Below are 20677 nucleotides of genomic sequence, written 5' to 3'. Positions count from 1 at the left end.
CGGGCCGGCGGGGAAAGGAGTGGGGCATGTTCGGGATGAGTAGGTGGGAGCGGGACCTTCGCGCGGCCGTCGACGAGCTGATGACCGCCGACACGCTGGCCTTCGGCGGTGTCGGGTTCGCCGGTGAGGTGCTGCCGGTGACCGAGGCGTACCACCGCGTCGAGGCAGCACTCGACGAGCACCCCGAGGAGGTACGCCGGCAACTCGACCACCTGCTGGCAGAGGGATCGCCCGCCGGCCGCGCGTACGCGGCGACGCTGCTGGAACGAGTCGACCCGGCCGCCGCCCAGGCGACCTGGACGTCGCTGCGCGACGACTCCACCGAGTTCACCACCTTCGTCGGCTGCGTCATGGGTCGCTCCACCCTCGGCGACTACGCCACGCAGCGACTCGCGGCGGCCTGACAATCGCCGCACACCCCCACGCGTTCCGCGGTCCGTCGTGGGTGGCTGAGCTTTCGGTCACGACGCGACTCATTTCGGTGCGCCAGGTTGTTACCGTCTGCGCCGACGTACCTGGGGAGGTGGTCGGGTGGACGGGTCGCTGGCGTCCCTGGTGGGGGCCGTTGTCGTACTCATGACGGTCGTGCTCGTGGCCGTCGTGCGCGCCCGGCGCCGGGCCGCGGCCGGGCCCACCGGCCTCCCGCCGACCCGCCGGCTGGCTCCGGGTGACCGCGTGCGGATCCGCCAGCGGGAGTACGTCGTGAGCGGCACCATCCGACTGGTCGAGGGGGGCTGGACGTGGGTGCAGCACCTCCTCGACGACGCCTCCGGCACGCCGCACCGGCTCTCTGTGGAGGGTGATGGTGGTCCCGAGCTGGAGCTGGTGCTCTGGACCGCCGAGCCCGGCGCGACAGTCACCCCCGGCGCGCCGACCATCGACCTCGGCGGGCGGCGGTACACCTGGGCCGAGACCGGGCAGGCGCGCTACACCTCCACCGGGGAGACCGGCCTGCCGGCGGCGGGGACGATGCGTTACCACGACTACGAGTCGGGCGGGCGTGACCGGCTCTCCTTCGAGGCGTACGGCGAAGAGGGCTGGCGGGTCGCGCGCGGTGACCTGCTCGATCCGGCCGACCTGGCGATCCGACCCGTCGACGACGCGCGCTGAGCGACCTCGCCGGGCGCGCCGCTTTCGGCACGGCATGCCGCAGTGGCCGGTTGCCGATACGGTGTGGGCCCAATCTAGGAAAGGAGAATCGTGGTCGACTCCCCGAGCACGCCGACCCGCCAACGGCCCTCCACCGTGACGATTTCCAGCTATCTGCTCTACCTGTTCCTGGCGTGCCAGGTGATCAGTCTCATCATCACCCTCTCCACCATCGGCAAGACCCGGGACGTGCTCCGCGACGCGTACGCGGGCAGTTCCGCCGACGGGGCGGAGCAGGTCGCGGACTTCTTCTTCGCCTTCGGCCTCGGCAGCGCGATCCTCGTGCTCCTGCTGGCCGTCGTGCTGGGCGTGCTGGCCATCTTCAACAACCAGGGTCGTAACGGCGCCCGGATCACCACCTGGATCGTCGGCGGCATCATGGTCTGCTGCACGGGTGGCACCCTGCTCAGCGGGGCGGCCGGCGGTTTCAACACCGGTGGGAGCGGCAGCGGCGACATGCCGAGCCCCGAAGAGGTCCAGCGCCGCCTCGACGAGGCGCTGCCGTCCTGGATCACCCCGGTCAGCCTCCTGCTCGGCGTGGTCAGCCTGCTCGCTCTGCTGGCGGCACTGATCCTGCTGGCCCTGCCGAAGTCCAACGAGTTCTTCCGCAAGCCCGCCGCCGCGTGGGAGCCGCCGACCCCGGGCGCCAGCTACCCGGCCTACCCGCAGGCGTCCGGCCAGCCCGGCTACCCGCAGGCGTCCGACCAGCCCGGCTACCCGTCGACTCCCGGTCAGCCGTCCAGCGGGGAGCCGGCCTACCCGTCGACTCCCGGCCAGGCGTCCGGGCCGGAGCAGCCGACCGCCCCGCCGGCCAACCCGTCCAGCTCGGACCGTCCGGACGACACGCCGCCGACGGACCGTCCCGACACGACCCCGCCGTCGACGAGTTGATCCACGGATAGGCACGACGCCGACGATCCCTCCGAGTAGGTTGCAACCCGACGCCTACCGGAGGGATCCGTCGTGTCGTACCCCGAACCGGCACCGCCCCGCCGGCCCGCCGTGGTCCCGGCGGCCACGGCCGTGCTGCTGCTGATGGCGGTCGGCGCGCTCGCGTACGCCGCCGTCGACCTGGCGGTGCTGGGCCGGACGGTGGACGAGTTCCGCGCCGTGGCGCGCAACACCTCGGCCAGCCCGCAGCAGATCGACGGCGTGGTGGCCCTGCTGCGCGCGTCGGCGGCGTTGACCGCGGTGGTCGCCGGGCTGTCCGCGCTCGTGCTCGCCGGACTGGCCCTCGGACTGTTGACGGGTCGACGGGGCGTACGCGTGGCCACCTGGGTGGTCTGCGGGCTCGGCCTGCTCGCGGGCTGTTGCAGCGTGGCGGTGCTCGTCGGCGAACGCGCCGCGCCGCTGCGGCTGGGGGCGGACGAGCGGGCCACCGCCGAGCTGCTGGGTCTGCTCTCGGACGCGTACCCGTCCTGGTGGATTCCGCTCAATGCCGGGCTTTCCGTCGGGCAGGCCCTCGGTTACCTTGTGGTAGCCGCGCTGCTGGCCCTGCCGGCGGCGAACGCCTGGTTCGGTCGACACCGCCGCACGGCACCGACCGCGCCGTCCGCGTTCCCGCCCGCGTCGCACCAACCCCCGCAGGCACCGGCCACGCCCCCGTACCCGCCCAGGTGAGGACCGCCCGTGACGCTCGAATCCACGACCCCCGAGCGACGGGCCCTGATCACCGGCGCCACCGCCGGCATCGGCGCGGCGTTCGCCCGGCGCCTGGCGGCCGACGGCTGGCACCTGGTGCTGGTCGCCCGGGACGCGGATCGGCTGGCCGCGATGGCCACGGAGCTGGGCGCCCGACACGGGCACGACGTCCAGACGCTGCCGGCGGACCTGTCCACCGATGACGGCTGCGCCACCGTCGAACAGCGGCTGGCGTCCGACGCTCCCGTTCACCTCCTGGTCAACAACGCCGGCATCAGCCTGAACAAGCCGTTCCTGCGCTCCACAGCGGAGGACGAGGCGCGGCTGCTCCGCCTCAATGTGCACGCCGTCATGCGATTGACACTGGCGGCGCTACGTCCGATGACCGAACGGCGCGATGGGGCAGTGATAAATGTCTCTTCAGTTGCTGGGTTTGGCGCGGTGATGCCCGGGTCGACCTACTCGGCCAGCAAGGCGTGGGTCACCAATTTCAGTGAGTCCGTGGGCCAGTCGGCCCGCCCTTTCGGCGTCCGGGTGATGGCTCTGTGCCCCGGTTACACCCGTACCGAATTCCACGAGCGGGCCGGCATCAACATGTCCAAAACGCCGAACTGGATGTGGCTGCGAGCCGAGGACGTCGTCGAAGAGGGCCTGCGTGACCTGCGCAAAGGCAAGTTGGTGAGTGTTCCGGCGTGGAAGTACAAGGTGGCCGTCGCCGGTCTGCGGCACGCGCCGCGCCGGCTACTCGAAGTGGTCTCGCGCGACACCCGCGGCCGGATCGGTCGCGAGGAACGCTGAGCCCTGGGCGCGTCGTCGCGCCGGAGACGCCGCCGTCGGTCGTTGGCGCACCGCGACCGAGCCAGTCGCTGAGCGTAGTCGGACATCGCCCGTCATCGGTGTCTCACCGCCCTGATTCGGCAGGCCCGTCCACACGGCGTTCAGAGTTGCGCAGTAACCTCTATCGCCATGGGGGACCACGACGACCTGCGCAAATTCATTACCGACCTGGCTGTGGTCCACGGACGGGTCACGTTGTCATCGGGGCGCGAGGCAGACTGGTACGTCGATCTGCGACGCGTCACGCTCCATCACCAGGCCGCTCCGTTGGTCGGTAAGGCGCTGCTCGACCTGACCGCCGACTGGGAGTACGACGCGGTCGGTGGCCTCACCCTGGGCGCGGACCCTGTCGCGCTCTCGATGCTGCACGCCGCCGCTGGAACCGGCCGCGCCTTGGACGCCTTCGTGGTGCGCAAGGCGGGCAAGGCACACGGTCTACAGCGACGGATCGAGGGACCGGAGGTGGCCGGCCGCCGGGTGTTGGCGGTGGAGGACACGTCCACAACGGGCGGAAGTGTGTTGACCGCCGTCGAGGCTCTTCGCGAGGCCGGAGCCGAAGTCGTGGGCGTGGCGGTTATTGTTGATCGAGGCGCCGGCGACGCGGTGCGAGCCGCCGGATTGCCGTACCGGGCGGCCTATACGTTGGCTGACCTCGGCCTTGTGGCGTAAAAGTCTGCCGATTCGTATCTGCTGATATGCAGGCGGATCGATGCTGCTGGTGGAAGGATGGAATACGTGGGAACTGCGTTGGCCGAAATGACTATGCCTCAGATCTCGCCGCTTGCCGGTGAGCCGATCGAACGTGCCGATGCCGAGCGTCTCGCGGGGGTCCTCAAGGCCCTTGCGGATCCCGCCCGGTTGCGGCTGCTCAGCCTGATCCAGTCGGCCCCCGAGGGCGAGGCGTGCGTCTGTGACCTGACCGCGCCGCTCGGCCTCTCCCAGCCGACGGTCAGTCACCACCTGCGTATCCTCACCGAGGCCGGCTTGCTGGAGCGGGAGAAGCGCGGTGTCTGGGCGTACTACCGGCTGGTCCCGAGCGCGATCGCGACGATCGCCGACCTGCTGACCCCGCCGCGTAAGCGGGCCACCAAGAAGGCCCGCTGACGTAAGGCGCTGCGCACCGTCTCGTACCCGGGGCGGTGTCCGGTGGCGAACCAGGGGTGGCGCCACCGGTAGCTGATACCTGCTCGTCCCCGGCCGCACCGCCGGAGGCCGGGTCCGACATGCCGACGGCCGACCCCCACACCAGGGGGCCGGCCGTCGTCGTACCCGGGATCAGCGCTGCTGACCGTGGCCGTGCCCCCCGCGACGGTCGTGCGGGTGCTCGTCGTGGTCGAACTTCTCACGCACCGCGTCCACGGCGCCCGCGGCGCTGGCCGCCGCGACGACCGCGACCGCCTCGCCCCGCTTGCGCGCCCGCCGGTCGCGGAGGAACTCGAAGAAGATCGGCAGCACCGAGATCAGGATGATCAGTGCGACCACCGGCAGGATGTAGTGGTCGATCTTGTCGCCGATCGCCTTGTAGATCCGGTCGGCGAGCAGGTAGCCGATCAGCAGGATGCCGTCCACCCAGAGCACCCCGCCGACGATGTTCCACAGCAGGAACTGCCGGGCCGGCATGCCCAGCGCCCCGGCGACCGGGTTGAGGAACGTCCGCACGATCGGGATGAAACGCGCCAGCACCACGGCCTTGGCCGGGCCGAACTTCTGGAAGTAGTACTCGGCCTTCTCCACGTACTCCTTCTTGAAGAGCCGCGAGTTGGGCCGCTCGAACATCCGTCGGCCGTACCGCGCACCGAGCCAGTGGCCCAACTGCGCGCCGAGGATCGCGCAGATCGGTCCCCCGATCAGCAGACCGGCCAGTGAGAGCCGGGTGCCGTCGCCGAAGATGGCGTCCGCCACCGGCGAAGCGGCCACCCCGGCGAGGAACAGCAGTGAGTCGCCGGGGAAGAAGAAGCCCACCAGCAGGCCGGTCTCGGCGAAGAGGATCACCCAGACGCCGACCAGCCCGAAGGTCTGCAACAGGTCCTTGGGATCGAGCGGGTTCAGGGCGACGCTCTCCGTGAGAGCGCGGGTCTTCTCAGCTGTGTCCACGGCCACAAAGGGTACCGAAGCCCGCAGTCCGGGCCGCGCCGGACCGGTGCTCACCACCCGGTTGCCGGATACGACGGTGCCCCGCCGACCAGCGTGGTCGACGGGGCACCGGTACCGCTGGGATGGATCAGGCGACGAAGCGGGTCCGGCGGCGCTTGGCCACCAGGTAGCCGCCGACGCCCGCGGCGAGCAGCAGCGCGCCGAGGCCGGCGAGCAGGCCGGTCGACTGACCGGTGATCGGCAGCGAGCCACCGTCACCGTCGCCGCCACCCTCGCCGCTGGACGAGGCCGGGTTGATCACGATCGTCGCCGTGTTGTTGCCCTTGTTCGGGTCACCGGCGAGCACGGTGGTGACAGCACCCGAGGCGTTCGCGTCGACCTTGTCGATCCGAAGTCGGAACTCGTACGTGGTCACGTCGTCCGGCCAGGTCTCGAGGCTCAGGCACGCGTACTCCTTCGCGCCCGGCTCACCCCAGGCCGCGTCCCACGGGTCCCACGCGGTGCCCGGCTTGAACGGCACGCAGTTGGGGTCGACCTCTACCGCCGTGGTGCCGGCCGGAACGGTCACCCGAACCGGCAGGTCCTCCATCCCGAGGTCCGGCGTGCCCTGGCCGATGTACTCCAGCACCGCCGGCCCCAGGTTGGTGAAGCTCGGCGCGACGGTGACCACGTCGCCCTTCTTGCCACTTGCGGTCGCGCCCTTGGCCGCGAGGTCAGCCGAAGTGTTGCCGGTTACCCGAACGCTCCCGATGGTGACGTCGTTCGACACGTCGACGTCGGTCTGCGGCACCCGTGCTGCCTGCATCGACTGCTCGACCAGGCGGAGCTTGTCGCCGTTGCCGGGCTTGAAGTCCTCCATGGGCGAGTCCTTGGACGCCAGGTCCCAGTCGTCAGTGGTCCACCAGGACAGCGCCACTGAGAAGGTCGCACGGGTGCGTGCCTTCGCGCTCACCTTGATCGGCATGCCGTTCGAGAGCTTGTACGACTTGCCCGGCTCGATCTTCGTGTCGAACGCGCAGACGGCGACCATGCCCCACTCGTCGGACCTGCAGTTCGAGTGGTCGCCGCCGTAGGCGGCGAGTTCCTGGGCCTGCAACACGAGAACGGCGCCATCGATGGCGGTCTCGCCGGTGTTACGGACGACACCCGGCAGTCCTGCCGTGGTGCCCGGGGCGCCGCTGGCCTCGACGGTCGGGTCGCCCGCCAGGTCGACGCCCTCGGCGATGGTGACGCCTGCCGTCGCCTTGGCGGTCTTGCCCCCGGAGGTGATGCTGATCGCCAGGGATCCCTGCTGCCCCGGCTTCGCGTCGTCCTTACCCGAGACCGTGTAGTCGAACCACGGCGGCATGCCGTCCTCGGTTTCGCTCTCGCAGTGCAGCTTCGTCGGCGAGACGTCGCAGGTCCAGCCCCACATCGGCTCCACGATGGCGAAGTCCGCGACTGCGGAGAGGTCGACGTCCACCGAGGTCTCTCCGAACGTCGGCTCGGACTCGTCATCGGTCGGCCGGGCGTAGAGGTAGCCGGACGTGGAATGACCCGGTGCCACGAGCACGTCATGCGTGGCGATATCGAAACGGGCCTCGTCGGCGAGGGCCGGGCTGGCGGAGGCGGCGACGAACGCGCCTGCGACGCCCAGTCCGGCGAGCCAGCGCCGGCTGGAGTGGGTGAGCATGAGGGGGATTCCTCCAGTAGGGGGATTCAGGTGCAGCCTGTGGATCTTAAGGAACCGCTAAGGTTCGGCGTCGTCCCTGATCACCGCCTGGTCAGCAGGACGAACCGAAAGGCTGATCACCGCCACCGCAATGTTCAGCGCGTCCGCTCCCGTCAACTGAAGCAGGAACCCGGGAGGTGCAGTGACGTACGAGGAGTTCGCGGACACGCGGCTTGCCCCGCTGCTGCGGTACGCGGTGATGCTCACCGGTGATCCGCACCAGGCGCAGGATCTGGTGCAGGAGACGATGGTCCGGGTCCAACTGAACTGGCGGCGGGTCGCCCGCGCGGACTCGCCCGAGCGGTACGTGCGCCGCATGCTCACCAACCAGTACGTCGACTGGAAGCGCGGCTCGTGGATGCGTCGGGTACTGCTGCGCGGGGAGCCCGACGAGTCCCTGCCGGCGTCCGCCGACCACGCCCAGTCCGCCGTGGACCGGGACCAGATCTGGACCTGGCTGTCCCGGCTGCCGCGCCGGCAGCGCGCCACCCTCGTGCTGCGTTACTACGAGGATCTGCCCGACGCCGAGATCGCCGACATCCTCGGCTGTGCCGTCGGGACCGTCCGTTCGTCCATCTCCCGGGCCCTTGCCACGCTCCGGGCCGAGTACGTGGAGGTTCCCTCATGATCGAGGATGACCTGCGTGCCGCCTTCGCCCGGCACGAGCCGCTGACCCCGCCGACCGGCCCGCTGCGCGCGGCGATCGACCGCCTGACCATCCGCCGTCGCCGTCGGCGTCGCCGCTGGCAGGCCGGTGGTGTCGCGTTGGCGCTGCTCGGGGTGCTGGGGATCGGGGTGCCGCTGCTGACTCCGGAGCGCGGGGGGCCGCCGCCGGCCGCCGAACTGCTCGGTGAGTCCGCTCGACCGGTGCCAACCGGCGCGCTGAACATCCTGCTGCTCGGCATCGACGGCGACGGGCCGGCGGCGACGCGGGCCGACGCGGTGCTGTTGGTGCACATCCCGGCCGACCGCAGTCGCCCGTACCTGGTGTCGCTGCCCCGCGACCTGGGCGTGTCGATCCCGGGCCACGGCACCGACAAGCTGAACGCCGCTTTTCCGGCCGGCGTCGGGTCGACCCGGCCGGAGATGACCAAGGGGTACGAGTTGACCCGGCGCACGGTGGCCGAGCTGACCGGGGTACGGGTGGATGCCGGCGTGGTGCTGACGTACCGCACCGTGAGCGCGCTGACCGACGCCGTGGGCGGTGTGCCGGTCTGCCTGAGCGAGCGGGTGCGATCCGTGCACACCCGGCGGGTCTTCCCGGCCGGCTGCCAACGTCTCGACGGCGCCGCGTCGGTCGACCTGCTCCGCCAGCGCTACGGTCTGCCCGCGGGGAGCCAGGACCGGGACCGCAACGCCCGTCTCTTCGCCGCCGGTCTCGTCCGCCAGACCACCGACCGGGGCGCACTCACCGATCCGGTACGCCTCGCCAGACTGCTGGCCGCCGTCGGCCCGGACCTCGTGGTGTCACCCGACCGGGCGGCCGTGCTGGACCTGCTGCGGCTCGTGCCCACGCTGCGGTCGGTCGAGCCGGTCGGGCTCGGTCTGCCGGTGGCCCTGCCGAGCGCGAGGGACCGCTCGCTGCGGGCCGACCCGACGTTCGTGCCGGATTTCCTGAAGGCGCTGCGGGAGGACCGCCTCGGCGACTGGGCGGCCCGTCACCCGACGTTGGTCGACCAAGCCCGGTGACTCCGTGGACTGCGACGGCACCCCACCGCCAAGGGGACGAACGACGGCGGGGTGCCGGTCAGGCGGGGTCGGTCAGGCGACGAAGTGGCTGCTGCGACGTCGGGCGATCAGGTACGCGCCGAGGCCGGCGGCGAGCAGCAGACCACCGAGGCTGGCGAGCAGGCTCGTGGGGGTGCCGGTGATGGGCAGCGAACCACCGCCACCGCTGCCTCCGTCACCGCTGCCGCCGCCCTGGCCCGGGTTGACCAGGATCGTGGCCCGGTCGTTGGCCGGCTTGATGTCGCCCCTGAAGCCCCCGCCGGCGGGACACTCACACGGCGCGTTGACCCATACCGTGCCCTTGGCGTTGGGGACGACCCTGTCGATACGTAGGCGGAACTCCACGGTGTAGGTCTCGCCCGCCACCAGGAGCATTTCCGATGCGCACTGGTACGTGCGGGTGCCCGGCCGCAGTTCGCAACTGTCGGGGACTCCGACGGCTGTGGTGCCGGGCGGCAGCTCGACGACTGTGTGTGTGGCGGCCTCGTATTCCTCGCTCACGTTGTCGAGCGTCGCCGGGCCGTTGTTCCGGAAACCGACGGTGGCCGTGACGACAGCGCCAGCCCTGCCCTTGAGCGTGGCGCCGATCGCCGCGAGGTCGGTGCCGTTCCTGCCGGTGACCTTGATGATCCAGCCGGTGTGGTCGTAGCCCGGGCCGACGTCGGTCTGGTCGGCCTGCCGCATCCCGCTGGGTGCCCCGGTCAGGGTCAGCTTCGGGCCGCTGCCACGCGCGCCCTCTCGCGCGCCAACGGCTTCGCGAACCCGGGTCAGGTCCGCAAAGTCGGCAACGGTCATGAACTGGGCATAGCCGGACAGGTTGCTCGGGGCGTAGGTGTCCCTGGCGAGTTCGAGGTTCAACGTGGTGGCGAGCCCCTCGCCCGCCGGGATCTCCTGGTCGAACTGGCAGGAGACCAGGTGGTCGTCGGAGTACAGGCAGTTGCTGAACCGATCCTTGGTCCGGATCGCGTACGGAAGGTCGAAGACCGCGACGAAGCCCGTGACGGTCTCGTCGCCGACGTTGGACACGGCCAGCGGCACCGAAACCTTCCCGCCCGGCTTCGAGGAAGGGTAGGTGAACGGCCCGCCGGCCAGGTCGACGCCCTCGCCGATGCGGACCCGCGAGGTGTAGCTGCCCTGCCGCCCGCCCGCTGCCTCGAAGCTGATCACCACGTCGCCGGAGTCGCCGAGCTGCGCGTCCTGAGTGGCGGTCAGGGCCACCCGTTTGGTAGCGCCTCGGTAGATCCCGCTGCCGAGCGGCGGCACCTCGTTCAGGGTGACGCCGAAGGACTCCGCGCAGACGAGAACGCCCGGCTCCGGTGTGGCGCACTCCTGCTGGTCAAAGGGGCCAATAGTGATCTTGTTGGCCAGTGAGCGGTAGTCGTACCGCACGGCGACGTCGCTGAGGCTCGTCGCCTCGTCGGCGTACAGAAACAGGCTTCTGACCTTCTCCGAGCCGCCGGCCAGGGTGGAGTCCTGGAAGTACGGCTCGATCGTTGCCGCGGCGACGGCGGGGGTTGCCGAGGCAACGATCAACGCTCCTGCGGCACCCAGCCCCGCCAGCCAGCGGATCGATTGCTTGAGCATGGGGGTCCTCCCGATGAGACAGTGGTGGCGCTCGCCCAACCTAGGGAGACCCCGACACTTTCGGTGACCCGGTGCTATCGATATTTGTCGAACGAACCGAACGGCTGGACACCTCTGCCCCAACGGACAACGGTCGTGGGGCAGGTCAGCGGTAGTCGTCCTCGTCCCCGGTGACCACCCGGGCCTGCTCCATGGCGTCCCAGTCGTCGACCTCCATGCCGCGGTGTGGCTCGCCGTCGACGTAGGCGGGGTCGACCGAGGTGGCCTGCTCGACCGCGTCGGCCGGCTCCGCCTCCGGATCGCGTTCGTCCGCGGCGAGGTGGTCGCCGGGGGTGAAGTCCTCATCGGGCTGACCCATCGTCCCTCCCGGGGTCTCGGGGCACGGCTCCCACCACCGTACGGGCTGCGGCCACTCCGCGCCGGCAAGCCGAGTCGGCCGAATCACCCCGGGACGGCGGGAGCCGGTGCCAGGATGGTGCCGTGGGCTTCCTCATCCGACTGGCGATCACCGCGGTCGCGCTGTGGGTGACCACGCTGATCGTGCCCGGGGTGGACGTGCACGGCCGCTCGGGTGGCAACACCGTGCTCACGCTGATCGTGGTGGCGCTCATCTTCGGTGTGATCAACGCCGTACTCAAGCCGATCATCCGGGTGGTCGGCTGTGTGTTCTACCTGCTCACCCTCGGCCTGTTCGCCCTGGTGGTGAACGCGCTGCTCTTCCTGCTCACCGACCGGATCGCGCGCGGGCTCGACCTGCCGTTCCAGGTGGACGGCTTCTGGGCGGCGTTCTGGGGAGCGATCGTGATGACCGTGGTCACCTGGCTGATCAGCGTCATCGTGCCGGACCGTCTGGACACCCGGTGAGCGGCTGACACCCCCTCGGTTGGTCCTGCGCACCTCACCTGCGGGATACTGCCGGGCGGAGGACAGCGCGGTCCGGCGCACAGACGAACAACAGCGGCCAGCACGGCCGAGAGTGGTAAGTAAGGAGCACATCACATGCCCATCGCTTCCCCCGAGGCCTACGCGGAGATGCTGGACCGCGCCAAGGCTGGCCGGTACGCGTACCCCGCGATCAACGTGACCTCCTCCCAGACGCTGAACGCGGCGCTCAAGGGCTTCGCCGACGCGGAGAGCGACGGCATCATCCAGGTCTCCACCGGTGGCGCGGAGTACCTGTCCGGTCCCTCGATCAAGGACATGGTCACCGGCGCGGTGGCGTTCGCCGCGTACGCGCACGAGGTGGCCAAGAAGTACTCGGTGAACATCGCCCTGCACACCGACCACTGCCCGAAGGACAAGCTGGACAAGTTCGTGCGTCCGCTGATGGCCATCTCGCAGGAGCGGGTCAAGCGCGGCGAGGAGCCGCTGTACCAGTCGCACATGTGGGACGGCTCGGCCGTGCCGGTCGCCGAGAACCTGCAGATCGCTTCCCAGCTCCTCGACGAGGCCGCCAAGGCCAAGATCGTCCTGGAGATCGAGGTCGGCGTCGTCGGTGGTGAGGAGGATGGCGTCGAGAACGCCATCAACGACAAGCTCTACACCACCACCGAGGACGGCCTGGCCATGGTCGAGGCGCTCGGCCTCGGCGAGAAGGGCCGCTACATGGCGGCGCTGACCTTCGGCAACGTGCACGGCGTCTACAAGCCGGGCAACGTCAAGCTCCGCCCCGAGATCCTGAACCAGATCCAGGAGGCGGTCGGTGCCAAGTACGGCAAGGAGAAGCCGCTGAGCCTGGTGTTCCACGGCGGCTCGGGCTCCCTGCTCAGCGAGATCCGTGAGGCGCTGGACTACGGCGTGGTGAAGATGAACATCGACACCGACACCCAGTACGCCTTCACCCGGCCCGTCGCCGACCACATGCTGCGCAACTACGACGGCGTGCTGAAGATCGACGGCGAGGTCGGCAACAAGAAGCAGTACGACCCGCGCGCCTGGGGCAAGGCCGCCGAGGCCGGCCTGGCCGCCCGCGTCGTCGAGGCGTGCGAGCACCTGCGCTCCACCGGCACCACGATGACCAAGTAGTTGCTTGAAAGGAAGGGCCCCTTATTAACAGACGTCTGTTAATAAGGGGCCCTTCCTTTCAAGCGGTCAGCAGGCGGACGGCCTCGCGGACGTCGTCGGTGAGGTGGATCGTCGACGACAGGTCACCGAACGGCGAGGCGGCCAGCAGCGGGCGCAGCAGCGCCTCCACCGGCAGCTCCCGCGTCCAGTAGTCACGGTCCAGGAAGATGTACGCGCCGCTGGCCCCGTCGGTGCCGTAGTAGGTCTTGGTGGCCGCCTGGAACACCTCCTGCACCGTGCCCGCCCGCCCCGGCGCGAACACGATGCCGCCCCGGGCGAGGCGCAGAATGGTGTCCTCCCGGATCGCGTTCGAGAAGTACTTCGCGATCCGCCCCGCGAACAGATTCGCCGGCTCGTGCCCGTACAACCAGGTCGGGATGGCCAGCCCGCCGGCCCGCGCCCAACCGAGGTCGTCGCCCCGCTGGCGGGGTACGCCCGCGTACCGCTGCCGGATCGTCAACGCCACCGCCGTGTACCGGTGGTGGTCGGTGAAGTCGGGCGCGGTGGCCAGCAGGTCGATCGCCGCGGTCAGGTCCGCCGCCGGTCGGTCCGCCAGGTAGGCGCCGAGGTTCGCGGCCTCCATCACCCCGGGGCCGCCGCCCGTCACCACCAGCCGGTCGGCCCGCGCCAGCTCCCACCCCAGCACCGCCGCCATCCGGTACGCGGGACTGCCGCGCCGCACCGCGTGACCGCCCATGATGCCCACCACCGACTGTGACCCGTGCGCGGCCAACCAGGCCCGGGTGGCGTCACCCAGCGCGTTGTCCACGCCGTGGTCGTGCAGCCGCTGGCCGAGCGCCTCCTTCACGTCCGGCAGCGCGCCGCCGTGTGCCCGGTAGTGCTCGTACACCCGGGTGTCGTACATCCCGGCGAACCCGCCCTCGACGAACCCGGCGGCAAGGTCGTCCGGGGTGTAGAGGTGCGCCGGCTGGGTCGGGTACGGCAGCCCGGAGAACGGCGGCACCACGTTCGCGCCGCGCCGGACCAGGTCGGCGCCGACCTCCCGGGAGGCGAACCGGCAGCCGACGAAGAGGGCGCCGGTGACCTCGATGCCGGTCAGGTCGGGCACCGGGGCGAGGTCGAGGCGTAGCCCCTGCACGGTCAGCCCGGTCAGCCGGCCGGTGACCAGTTGCCGGTCGAATTCGTCCCGGGTCTGGATCTCGTCGGCGTGCAGGTGCGGTTCGATGACGTCGGTGGGTGGTGGGGTCGGCACCGGGCCATCCTGCCCCTTCGGCGGGGTCGGCCAAACCCCGGACGGCCCCGGGACGCGACAGGAGCCCGGCGGTCGTGGCCACCGGGCTCCTGCGTAACCGGGTCCTGGGGAGGCTCCGGACCATTAGTTGTAGTGGAAAACACCTGGCGGCGGCATAGGCCGCAGGCGTGATGAACTCCTCAGCCGTTCAGCGGGACGCGTCCGCCGACCCGCTCGCATGTCGCCCTGTCCAGCGGGTTGAATGGGGCGATGCAGAACCTTTTGCCGGAGCCACCGGCCACCCTCCTGCCCGCGAACGACGAGGCCGACGCCGCCCTGGCCGCTGCCCAGGAGGCCGGCACCGACGAGGCGTACGCCGAGGTCGCGGCCCGCTTCCCGACCTTCAGCGCAGCGTGGGGCGCGCTCGCCGCCCGGGCGTTCGCGGCCGGCGCGGTGGTGACGGGCTACGCGTACGCGCGCACCGGCTACCACCGTGGCCTGGACCAGCTCCGCCGCAACGGCTGGAAGGGCCACGGGCCTGTGCCGTGGTCCCACGAGCCCAACCGGGGCTTCCTGCGCTGCCTGTACGTGCTCTCCCGGGCCGCCGACGAGATCGGCGAGGCCGACGAGGCGGCCCGCTGCGCCCAGTTCCTGCGCGACTGCGACCCGGCAGCGGCGGACGCGCTGGCCAGCAACTGACCTCATTCCGACGGCCGGCCCGACACCGGGCCGGCCGTCGGCTGCTCAGAGCCCTTCGGCGACCGCTGCGGCGATCTTCAGCCAGGCGTCCCGGGTGGCCGCGGAGAGACCGCCGTACCGGATCGGCTCGCCGCTGTCGATGAGCCGCTCGTACGGCGCCAGCAGCACCGCCCTGGTGCGAGCCGCGAAGTGCTCCTGAATGGCCGGCAAGTCGATCTCCTTGCGGGACGGCGGCATCGACACCACCGTCACCGCCTGCCGGACCAGCCGCTGCCGGCCGCTCTGCTCCAGGTGGTCGAGCATCCGGGCGGCGGTCTCCGCCGAGTCGTTACGGGCGGACATGGTGACCACGAGCTGGTCGGTGGCGTCCATCGACGCCTGCCAGTTCTGCGCCCGTACGTTGTTCCCCGTGTCCACGAAGATCAGCTTGTAGAACCGGCTGACCACCTCGCGGATCTCGGCGAACGCGGCTGCGGTCAGCATTTCGCCGCCGGTGGCCGACTCGTCCGAGGCGAGCACGTCGAACATGCCCTCGCCCTGCGACCGCACGTACTGCGACAGGTCGCCGACCCGCCCGTGCGCGCCCTGGAACTGCCCGAGATCACGCAGCATGTCGCGCACCGTGCGGGCATGGAAGTCCTGCTGGGCGCGCATCCCGAGGGTGCCCTGGGTCTCGTTGTTGTCCCAGGCCAGCACGTAGCCGCCGCGCTTCTGACCGAACGTCATGGCGAGCAGCAGGATGGCCACCGTCTTACCGGCGCCGCCCTTCGGGTTGACCACGGTCACCTGCCGCAGCCCGCCGAAGTTGCGGCGCACCATCTCGATGTCCCGCTTGAGCTCCTGCTCGTGCCGGCCCGGAGAGAGCCGGAGCAGGCCCATCTTGTTGACCACCGCCCGTACGCCCATGGTGGCCACCGGGTCGGCGGGCCGGACCTGCCGACGGCGGGCGAAATCCTCCGCCGTCGGCGCGGCCGTGGTCTCCGGCGTCCACGTGGCGTCCGGGTAGCCCGTGGCCGGCACCCGTGCCACCGGGTCGGTCTCCTGGTACTGCTGCGGCGGGACCGGTGGAGCCGCCGCCGCGCCCTGCTGCCAGGGCGGCGGATACCAGCCCGGCGACGGGGGGAACGGCCCCGGCGGCGGGGTCGGCACGGCGTCCTGCTGCGGTGGCTCCGCCGGGCCGGCCTGGCCAGGAATCGCCGCCTGGCCGCCGTAGACCTGCCCCGCGTACGTCTGCCCCGCCGCGCCGCCGCTGTCGACGGCGGGTGTCGGGGGTGGCGGAACCGGCGGGGTGGGGATCGGTGGCGGCGGAATGTCGACCTGCTCCGGTGCCGATGGGGTCGGGCTGGCCGGTCGCTGCGGTGGATACGCCCAGGGTGACTCGGCCGCGGGCCGAGCCGCCCCGACGGCAGGCGTGGTCTCCCCGCCACCCTGCGACACCGGTTCCGCTGCCGGCCCTGCGGCCTGGCCGGCCGTGCCGGGGTCCGCCGTTGCCGCGCCGGCTGCGGGCTGCCCTGCTGCGGGTGGCGCTGTTGCTCCGGGGCTTGCGGTGGCCGCACCGTCGGCGGGCGCGGCCACGACCGGCGGGCGATCCAGGGAGAACGGTAGGTCCAGGTCGACGCCACCCGACGCGCCCGATTGGCCGGGGGTCGGGACGGCGGCGGTGGCCGCCGGGTTCGGCGTGGCGCCCTCGGCGGTCGGCGTGCCGGTGGACGACGGCGACGAGTCGTTGCCGGCCCCGATGAGCCCGCCCACGGCGGGCGGCAGCGGTGGCGTCGGCGGTGCGGGCAGCGCCGGAGGAGCGGGCGACGTCGTCGACGCGGCCGGCGGGTCGGCCGGAGGCCAGCTCGGTTGCGCCGGCGCCCAGCCCGTGCCCGGCCCGCCCGGCCCGTTCGCGCCCCAGCCCGTCGGTGGCGGCACCGCCCCGGTCAGCGACGGATAGTCCGACGGCGACGGCGGCGGCAGGGCCGCCGCGCCCGGCTGCCCGGGGACGCCAGGACGGCCGACCGACGGCGCCGTGATCGGCGGTGCGGCGACCGGCGGTGACACGGCCGCAGGCGCGGACTGCGACGGCGCGACCCGCTGCTCGGCGACCGCCGCCCACGGCGGTACCACCTCTGCGCCCTGCTCGGCCGGATCCGGCGGCCACAGTGGTTCGATGTCCCGCTCCGGCACCGGCTGCTGGCCGGGCACCTGCGCCCGGTCGGCGTTCTTGTCCATTACGGTTCCTCCCCAGTCCTCCTGCGAGGATAGGCCCACCGGCCGACCGGGGCCGGTCGGCGAAACGGGGGTCAGACCACCCAGACCGCCCAGGCACCCGGTTCGACCCACCACGAGCGCTTGCGGGTCAGCTCACCCTCGACGCCGTCGTCGAGGTAGGGCACCTTTCCCTCGCGGGGCAGCACCGACACCGCCCGTCCGCGAGCCCGCCGCACTTCGAGGCGTACCCGCTTGCGACCCCACGTCGACCTGACGACCACCGGAACGGCCACCGCGACCTCGACCTGGCCGTCCGCCGGGTCCGGCGCGGCCAGCAACGTCACGTCGTCGAGCGACGCGTACCCGCCGGCGTTGCCGACCGCGCAGGCCAGCAACGGTTCGTCACCGTTCGTGAGGACGGTGTCGTCGACCTCCACCCGGGCCCGCCAGTGCAGCGGCCGACCCGCGTCGTCGGCGGCCCCGAACAGCGCGCCGTCCAGGGTCACCGAGCCGCCGTCATTGCGCAGCAGATCCAGCCGACGCGGCGTGCCGTCGAGCACCGCGGCCGCCACGGCCGCCGGGTCGCGGGGCAACCCGAACTGCGCGGCCAGGTCCCGCTGGGCGCCGCCGCGCGCCGGGTCGAGCGGGAGTACGGCGACCGGCGGCAGGTCGGGCAGGGTCCGGTCGTCACGCAGGTCCGCCGGGCGACGGCTCGGCGCTGGCGCGTACCGCCGAACGAGCCGGCGCAGCACGGCGCGCAACTGACCGTCGCTGGCCGTGGCGACGACCAGCCGGGTCTTGCCGTCCGCGTCCGGCCAGGTGAGGCCGTCCGGACGGGCCGGGCCGTCGAGCTGCGCGAGTACGGCGTCGATCTCCGCGTCCGAGCGGGCGGTGACCATCTGCACCCGGGCACCCCGGGCGGTCAGCGCGTCGGCGCAGGCCAGCACCGGCACCCGGGGCCGATCGGTGGCGCAACTGTCGGCGTCACCCGGCGTCGGTCCGGTTCCGTCGACGCCCGCGCCGGTCGCGTCCGCGCCGCCGCAGCAGGCCTCGCCGCTGCCGCACCCGCCGGAAGCGTCCCGCTCCGACGAAAGGGTGAGCAGCACCACGTCGTACACCGAAGGAGCCTCCCGCCTCTCGACGCGACCCCTGCCGGTCGCGCCGTCACTACTTGTTAACCTGACACCCCGGGCTCGCCAACCGGTCGCCATCTGGCACCCGAGCCTTCTGGAGGCGGAAGAGATGCCAGCGATCGTGCTCATCGGCGCTCAGTGGGGCGACGAGGGCAAGGGCAAGGTTACCGACCTGCTGGGTGAGCGGGTCGACTACGTCGTGCGCTACTCCGGCGGCAACAACGCCGGGCACACGGTGATCACCCCGGACGGCCAGAAGTACGCGCTCCACCTGATGCCCTCCGGGGCGCTCTCGCCGAGCGCGATGATCGTCATCGGCAACGGCGTGGTCGTCGACCCGAAGGTGCTCCTCGCCGAGATCGACGGTCTCGCCGAGCGTGGCGTGGACGTGTCCCGGCTGCGGATCTCCGGTGACGCGCACCTCATCATGCCGCACCACCGGGCACTGGACCGGGTCGTCGAGCGGTACCTCGGCTCGTCCCGGATCGGCACCACCGGTCGGGGCATCGGCCCCGCGTACGGCGACAAGGTCGCCCGGATGGGCATCCGACTCCAGGACCTGCTCGACCCGGGCATCCTGCGCAAGAAGCTGGAACTCGCACTGCGCGAGAAGAACCAGATGCTGTTCAAGGTCTACAACCGCAAGGCGATCGACCTCGAGGCCACCGTCGACGAGTACCTGGAGTACGCGGAGCGGCTCAAGCCGTACATCGCCGAGACGCGGGCGATGCTCTGGGACGCGCTGGACCGGGGCGAGACGGTGCTGTTGGAGGGCGCGCAGGCCACCATGCTGGACATGGACCACGGCACGTACCCCTTCGTGACCTCGTCCAACCCGACGGCCGGTGGCGCCTGCGTGGGCGCCGGCATCCCGCCGACCGCGATCAACCAGGTGATCGCGGTGAGCAAGGCGTACACCACCCGGGTCGGCTCGGGGCCGTTCCCGACCGAACTGTTCGACGCCAACGGCGCGCACCTGCGCAAGATCGGCGCGGAGTACGGCACCACCACCGGCCGGGAGCGCCGGTGCGGGTGGTTCGACGCGGTGGTGGCCCGGTACGCCTGCCGCCTCAACGGCGTCACCGACCTGGTCATCACCAAGCTGGACGTGCTCACCGGGCTGCCGAAGGTGCCGATCTGCGTCGGCTACGAGATCAACGGCAAGCGGGTCGACGACATGCCGATGAGCCAGACGGACTTCCACCACGCCACGCCGGTGTACGAGGAGCTGGACGGGTGGTGGGAGGACATCACCAAGGCCCGCACCCCCGAAGACCTGCCGGAGAACGCCCGTCGCTACATCGCCCGCGTAGAGGAACTCTGCAACACGAGGGTGAGCGTCATCGGCGTAGGCCCAGGCCGAGACGAAAACGTACTCCAACACCCCCTCCTCCCCTAACCCCCAAACCCCACCCCCACCCCACCCCACCCCACCCATTCGCCTCGGTGATCAAGAGGTTCGCGTCAGGAATCGGCGCGAATTTGACGCGAACCTCTTGATCGACGGGAACAAGCCGTCTGGGTTTTCCACAGGGGAACTGGGGTTATCCACAGGGGCTTGGGTGCGGGTGTGGCGGTGGGCAGGGTGTGGGGGTGGGACCACACCAGGTGCTTCGTGATGTAGCGGCCGGGCAGGACGGGATCGTCACCCTGGCCCAGGCCCTGCGCGCCGGTCTGACGAGAGACCAGGTCCGACAGTTGTGTCGGTCCGGCAGGTGGCAGGGGCTCCTGCGTGGGTGCTACGTCCCGGAGGCAGCGTCGTCCGATTCGACGCTGCGACGCGCCCGCATCCGGGCAGCGACCGCGAGCCTCGGGCCGGCTGCCTTCGCGGTCCTCGACACGGCGCTCGAGGTGCACGGCATCGCCGGCCTGCGGCGGACGTCACAGGTGCACGTATCGGTGCCGGTCGACAGGCCCCGGCCTCAGCGCGCGCTGGCGCCCTGGTTGGTCGTACACCAGGTCACCGTGGGTCCCGGCGAGATAGCAACGGTCGCGGGTGTCCGCGCGACCGCTCCGCTTCGCACGATTTCGGACGTCATTCTGCGTGCTGATCGATACTCGGCAGTCTCCGTCCTCGATTCGGCGCTCTGCCAGGGGCTCGTCACGCCGGACGACCTCGACGTGATCCCGCGTCTGATCCGGGGTCGGCGGGGTGCGGTCGCGGCACGACCCTGGCTGGCGGAAGCAGACGGCCGTGCACAGTCGCCCCTGGAAACGCGTACCCGGCTGCGATGTGTCGACGGAGGGGTGCCGCCGGACGCCTTGCAGTTGGAGGTACGCGACGACGACGGCTACCTGCTCGGCATCGGTGACCTCGGGTGGCGCGCGCCGAGGGTGATAGCGGAAGCCGACGGTCGCAGCGCCCATGACACCCCGGAGGCCGCCTTCGCTGACCGCCACCGTCAGAATCGCCTGGTCAACGCCGGCTGGACGATCCTCCGTTTCACCTGGCAGGACACCCTGCGCCCCGACTACATCCCCTGGACCGTCCGCAAGGCGATCACGAAAAACCAGGACCAACGCCGATGATCAAGAGGTTTGCGTCAAATCCGCGCCCCTTCCTGACGCAAACCTCTTGATCACCGGGGGGGGCTGGGCCGGCCAGTTCGTCGGCGAACTGCCCGGTAACGGCCATCCGGTCGAACTCCG

The 20677-nt window shown here is 71.2% G+C and carries 21 protein-coding genes; 14 read left to right on the top strand and 7 right to left on the bottom strand.

Annotated elements, in window-relative coordinates; translation table 11 throughout:
• Nucleotides 1-26 precede the first annotated feature (26 nt).
• The 7 genes from AB0B55_RS12045 (at nt 27) to AB0B55_RS12015 (ending at nt 4731) form a co-directional block, all read left to right on the top strand.
• Entirely contained in the window at nt 27-404 is a 378-nt protein-coding gene (locus AB0B55_RS12045) for a hypothetical protein (RefSeq protein ID WP_357129595.1), read from the top strand.
• Nucleotides 405-531: 127 nt separating this feature from the next.
• Entirely contained in the window at nt 532-1110 is a 579-nt protein-coding gene (locus AB0B55_RS12040; protein WP_357129598.1) for a DUF4178 domain-containing protein, read from the top strand.
• A 90-nt stretch (nt 1111-1200) separates the two neighbouring features.
• Nucleotides 1201-2040: a hypothetical protein gene (locus AB0B55_RS12035; protein WP_357171692.1), complete on the top strand. Its 840-nt coding sequence runs from the start codon at nt 1201-1203 to the stop codon at nt 2038-2040.
• Between the two features lie 72 nt (nt 2041-2112).
• On the top strand, nt 2113-2769 hold the full coding sequence (locus tag AB0B55_RS12030) for a hypothetical protein (RefSeq protein WP_357171690.1): 657 nt from the start codon (nt 2113-2115) through the stop codon (nt 2767-2769).
• 9 nt (nt 2770-2778) lie between these two features.
• Nucleotides 2779-3588, top strand: a complete 810-nt coding sequence (locus AB0B55_RS12025; protein WP_357129607.1) for an SDR family oxidoreductase — start codon at nt 2779-2781, stop codon at nt 3586-3588.
• 168 nt (nt 3589-3756) lie between these two features.
• Entirely contained in the window at nt 3757-4296 is a 540-nt protein-coding gene (gene pyrE, locus AB0B55_RS12020) for an orotate phosphoribosyltransferase (protein WP_355048453.1), read from the top strand.
• A gap of 57 nt (nt 4297-4353) precedes the next feature.
• A complete protein-coding gene (locus AB0B55_RS12015) occupies nt 4354-4731 on the top strand; it encodes a metalloregulator ArsR/SmtB family transcription factor (RefSeq protein WP_007454255.1) in 378 nt (125 codons plus the stop codon).
• 171 nt (nt 4732-4902) lie between these two features.
• Here the strand turns inward: AB0B55_RS12015 and AB0B55_RS12010 are convergent, their stop codons facing one another.
• Together AB0B55_RS12010 and AB0B55_RS12005 are read right to left on the bottom strand one after the other, a co-directional pair.
• Nucleotides 4903-5727, bottom strand: coding sequence for a DedA family protein (locus AB0B55_RS12010; RefSeq protein WP_357171689.1), 825 nt, complete (start codon nt 5725-5727; stop codon nt 4903-4905).
• Nucleotides 5728-5848: 121 nt separating this feature from the next.
• Complete coding sequence (locus AB0B55_RS12005; protein WP_357171688.1) at nt 5849-7393, bottom strand: LPXTG cell wall anchor domain-containing protein; 1545 nt, start codon at nt 7391-7393, stop codon at nt 5849-5851.
• Nucleotides 7394-7574: 181 nt separating this feature from the next.
• Here AB0B55_RS12005 and AB0B55_RS12000 point away from each other — a divergent pair, with 181 nt between their 5' ends.
• Nucleotides 7575-8060 carry a SigE family RNA polymerase sigma factor gene (locus AB0B55_RS12000; RefSeq protein ID WP_357129616.1) on the top strand — a complete coding sequence of 162 codons (486 nt, stop codon included), beginning with the start codon at nt 7575-7577 and terminating at the stop codon, nt 8058-8060.
• Nucleotides 8057-9121 (top strand): LCP family protein, encoded by a 1065-nt coding sequence (locus tag AB0B55_RS11995; RefSeq protein WP_357129619.1) that lies wholly within the window; start codon nt 8057-8059, stop codon nt 9119-9121. Before AB0B55_RS12000 ends, AB0B55_RS11995 begins: the two co-directional genes overlap by 4 nt.
• Nucleotides 9122-9193: 72 nt before the next feature.
• Here AB0B55_RS11995 and AB0B55_RS11990 read toward each other — a convergent pair whose 3' ends face one another.
• A complete protein-coding gene (locus AB0B55_RS11990; protein ID WP_357171687.1) occupies nt 9194-10744 on the bottom strand; it encodes an LPXTG cell wall anchor domain-containing protein in 1551 nt (516 codons plus the stop codon).
• 145 nt (nt 10745-10889) lie between these two features.
• The gene (locus AB0B55_RS11985) at nt 10890-11102 is read right to left on the bottom strand and encodes a hypothetical protein (protein ID WP_357129625.1); all 213 of its coding nucleotides are present in this window, start codon (nt 11100-11102) and stop codon (nt 10890-10892) included.
• A 122-nt stretch (nt 11103-11224) separates the two neighbouring features.
• Here AB0B55_RS11985 and AB0B55_RS11980 point away from each other — a divergent pair, with 122 nt between their 5' ends.
• A complete protein-coding gene (locus AB0B55_RS11980) occupies nt 11225-11608 on the top strand; it encodes a phage holin family protein (protein WP_354860252.1) in 384 nt (127 codons plus the stop codon).
• Between the two features lie 135 nt (nt 11609-11743).
• Nucleotides 11744-12769: a class II fructose-bisphosphate aldolase gene (gene fbaA, locus AB0B55_RS11975; protein ID WP_357171686.1), complete on the top strand. Its 1026-nt coding sequence runs from the start codon at nt 11744-11746 to the stop codon at nt 12767-12769.
• Between the two features lie 58 nt (nt 12770-12827).
• Here the strand turns inward: fbaA and AB0B55_RS11970 are convergent, their stop codons facing one another.
• Entirely contained in the window at nt 12828-14021 is a 1194-nt protein-coding gene (locus AB0B55_RS11970) for a hypothetical protein (RefSeq protein ID WP_357171685.1), read from the bottom strand.
• Nucleotides 14022-14270: 249 nt separating this feature from the next.
• Between AB0B55_RS11970 and AB0B55_RS11965 the strand changes: the two genes are divergently transcribed.
• Complete coding sequence (locus AB0B55_RS11965; RefSeq protein WP_355048444.1) at nt 14271-14699, top strand: DUF3151 domain-containing protein; 429 nt, start codon at nt 14271-14273, stop codon at nt 14697-14699.
• 45 nt (nt 14700-14744) lie between these two features.
• Here the strand turns inward: AB0B55_RS11965 and AB0B55_RS11960 are convergent, their stop codons facing one another.
• Nucleotides 14745-16916 (bottom strand): chromosome partitioning protein, encoded by a 2172-nt coding sequence (locus AB0B55_RS11960; protein ID WP_357171684.1) that lies wholly within the window; start codon nt 16914-16916, stop codon nt 14745-14747.
• Nucleotides 16917-16987: 71 nt separating this feature from the next.
• Nucleotides 16988-18013: a hypothetical protein gene (locus AB0B55_RS11955; protein WP_357171682.1), complete on the bottom strand. Its 1026-nt coding sequence runs from the start codon at nt 18011-18013 to the stop codon at nt 16988-16990.
• Nucleotides 18014-18137: 124 nt separating this feature from the next.
• Here AB0B55_RS11955 and AB0B55_RS11950 point away from each other — a divergent pair, with 124 nt between their 5' ends.
• Nucleotides 18138-19427, top strand: a complete 1290-nt coding sequence (locus AB0B55_RS11950; protein WP_357129644.1) for an adenylosuccinate synthase — start codon at nt 18138-18140, stop codon at nt 19425-19427.
• A gap of 209 nt (nt 19428-19636) precedes the next feature.
• A complete protein-coding gene (locus tag AB0B55_RS11945; protein WP_357171680.1) occupies nt 19637-20557 on the top strand; it encodes a type IV toxin-antitoxin system AbiEi family antitoxin domain-containing protein in 921 nt (306 codons plus the stop codon).
• The last annotated feature ends 120 nt before the right edge of the window (nt 20558-20677 follow it).

The organism is Micromonospora sp. NPDC049107 (assembly GCF_040648595.1).
Taxonomy (GTDB): Bacteria; Actinomycetota; Actinomycetes; order Mycobacteriales; family Micromonosporaceae; genus Micromonospora.
Note: the sequence above shows the minus strand (reverse complement) of the source record. Positions and strands in the feature narration are given on the sequence as shown.

Bases quoted from the DNA above. Each gene is read 5' to 3' on its own strand.
- AB0B55_RS12045 (WP_357129595.1), top strand. From the start codon at position 27: ATGTTCGGGATGAGTAGGTGGGAGCGGGACCTTCGCGCGGCCGTCGAC.
- pyrE (WP_355048453.1), top strand. From the start codon at position 3,757: ATGGGGGACCACGACGACCTGCGCAAATTCATTACCGACCTGGCTGTG.
- AB0B55_RS12015 (WP_007454255.1), top strand. From the start codon at position 4,354: ATGGAATACGTGGGAACTGCGTTGGCCGAAATGACTATGCCTCAGATC.
- AB0B55_RS12005 (WP_357171688.1), bottom strand. From the start codon at position 7,393: ATGCTCACCCACTCCAGCCGGCGCTGGCTCGCCGGACTGGGCGTCGCA.
- AB0B55_RS11995 (WP_357129619.1), top strand. From the start codon at position 8,057: ATGATCGAGGATGACCTGCGTGCCGCCTTCGCCCGGCACGAGCCGCTG.
- AB0B55_RS11990 (WP_357171687.1), bottom strand. From the start codon at position 10,744: ATGCTCAAGCAATCGATCCGCTGGCTGGCGGGGCTGGGTGCCGCAGGA.
- AB0B55_RS11985 (WP_357129625.1), bottom strand. From the start codon at position 11,102: ATGGGTCAGCCCGATGAGGACTTCACCCCCGGCGACCACCTCGCCGCG.
- fbaA (WP_357171686.1), top strand. From the start codon at position 11,744: ATGCCCATCGCTTCCCCCGAGGCCTACGCGGAGATGCTGGACCGCGCC.
- AB0B55_RS11965 (WP_355048444.1), top strand. From the start codon at position 14,271: ATGCAGAACCTTTTGCCGGAGCCACCGGCCACCCTCCTGCCCGCGAAC.
- AB0B55_RS11960 (WP_357171684.1), bottom strand. From the start codon at position 16,916: ATGGACAAGAACGCCGACCGGGCGCAGGTGCCCGGCCAGCAGCCGGTG.
- AB0B55_RS11950 (WP_357129644.1), top strand. From the start codon at position 18,138: ATGCCAGCGATCGTGCTCATCGGCGCTCAGTGGGGCGACGAGGGCAAG.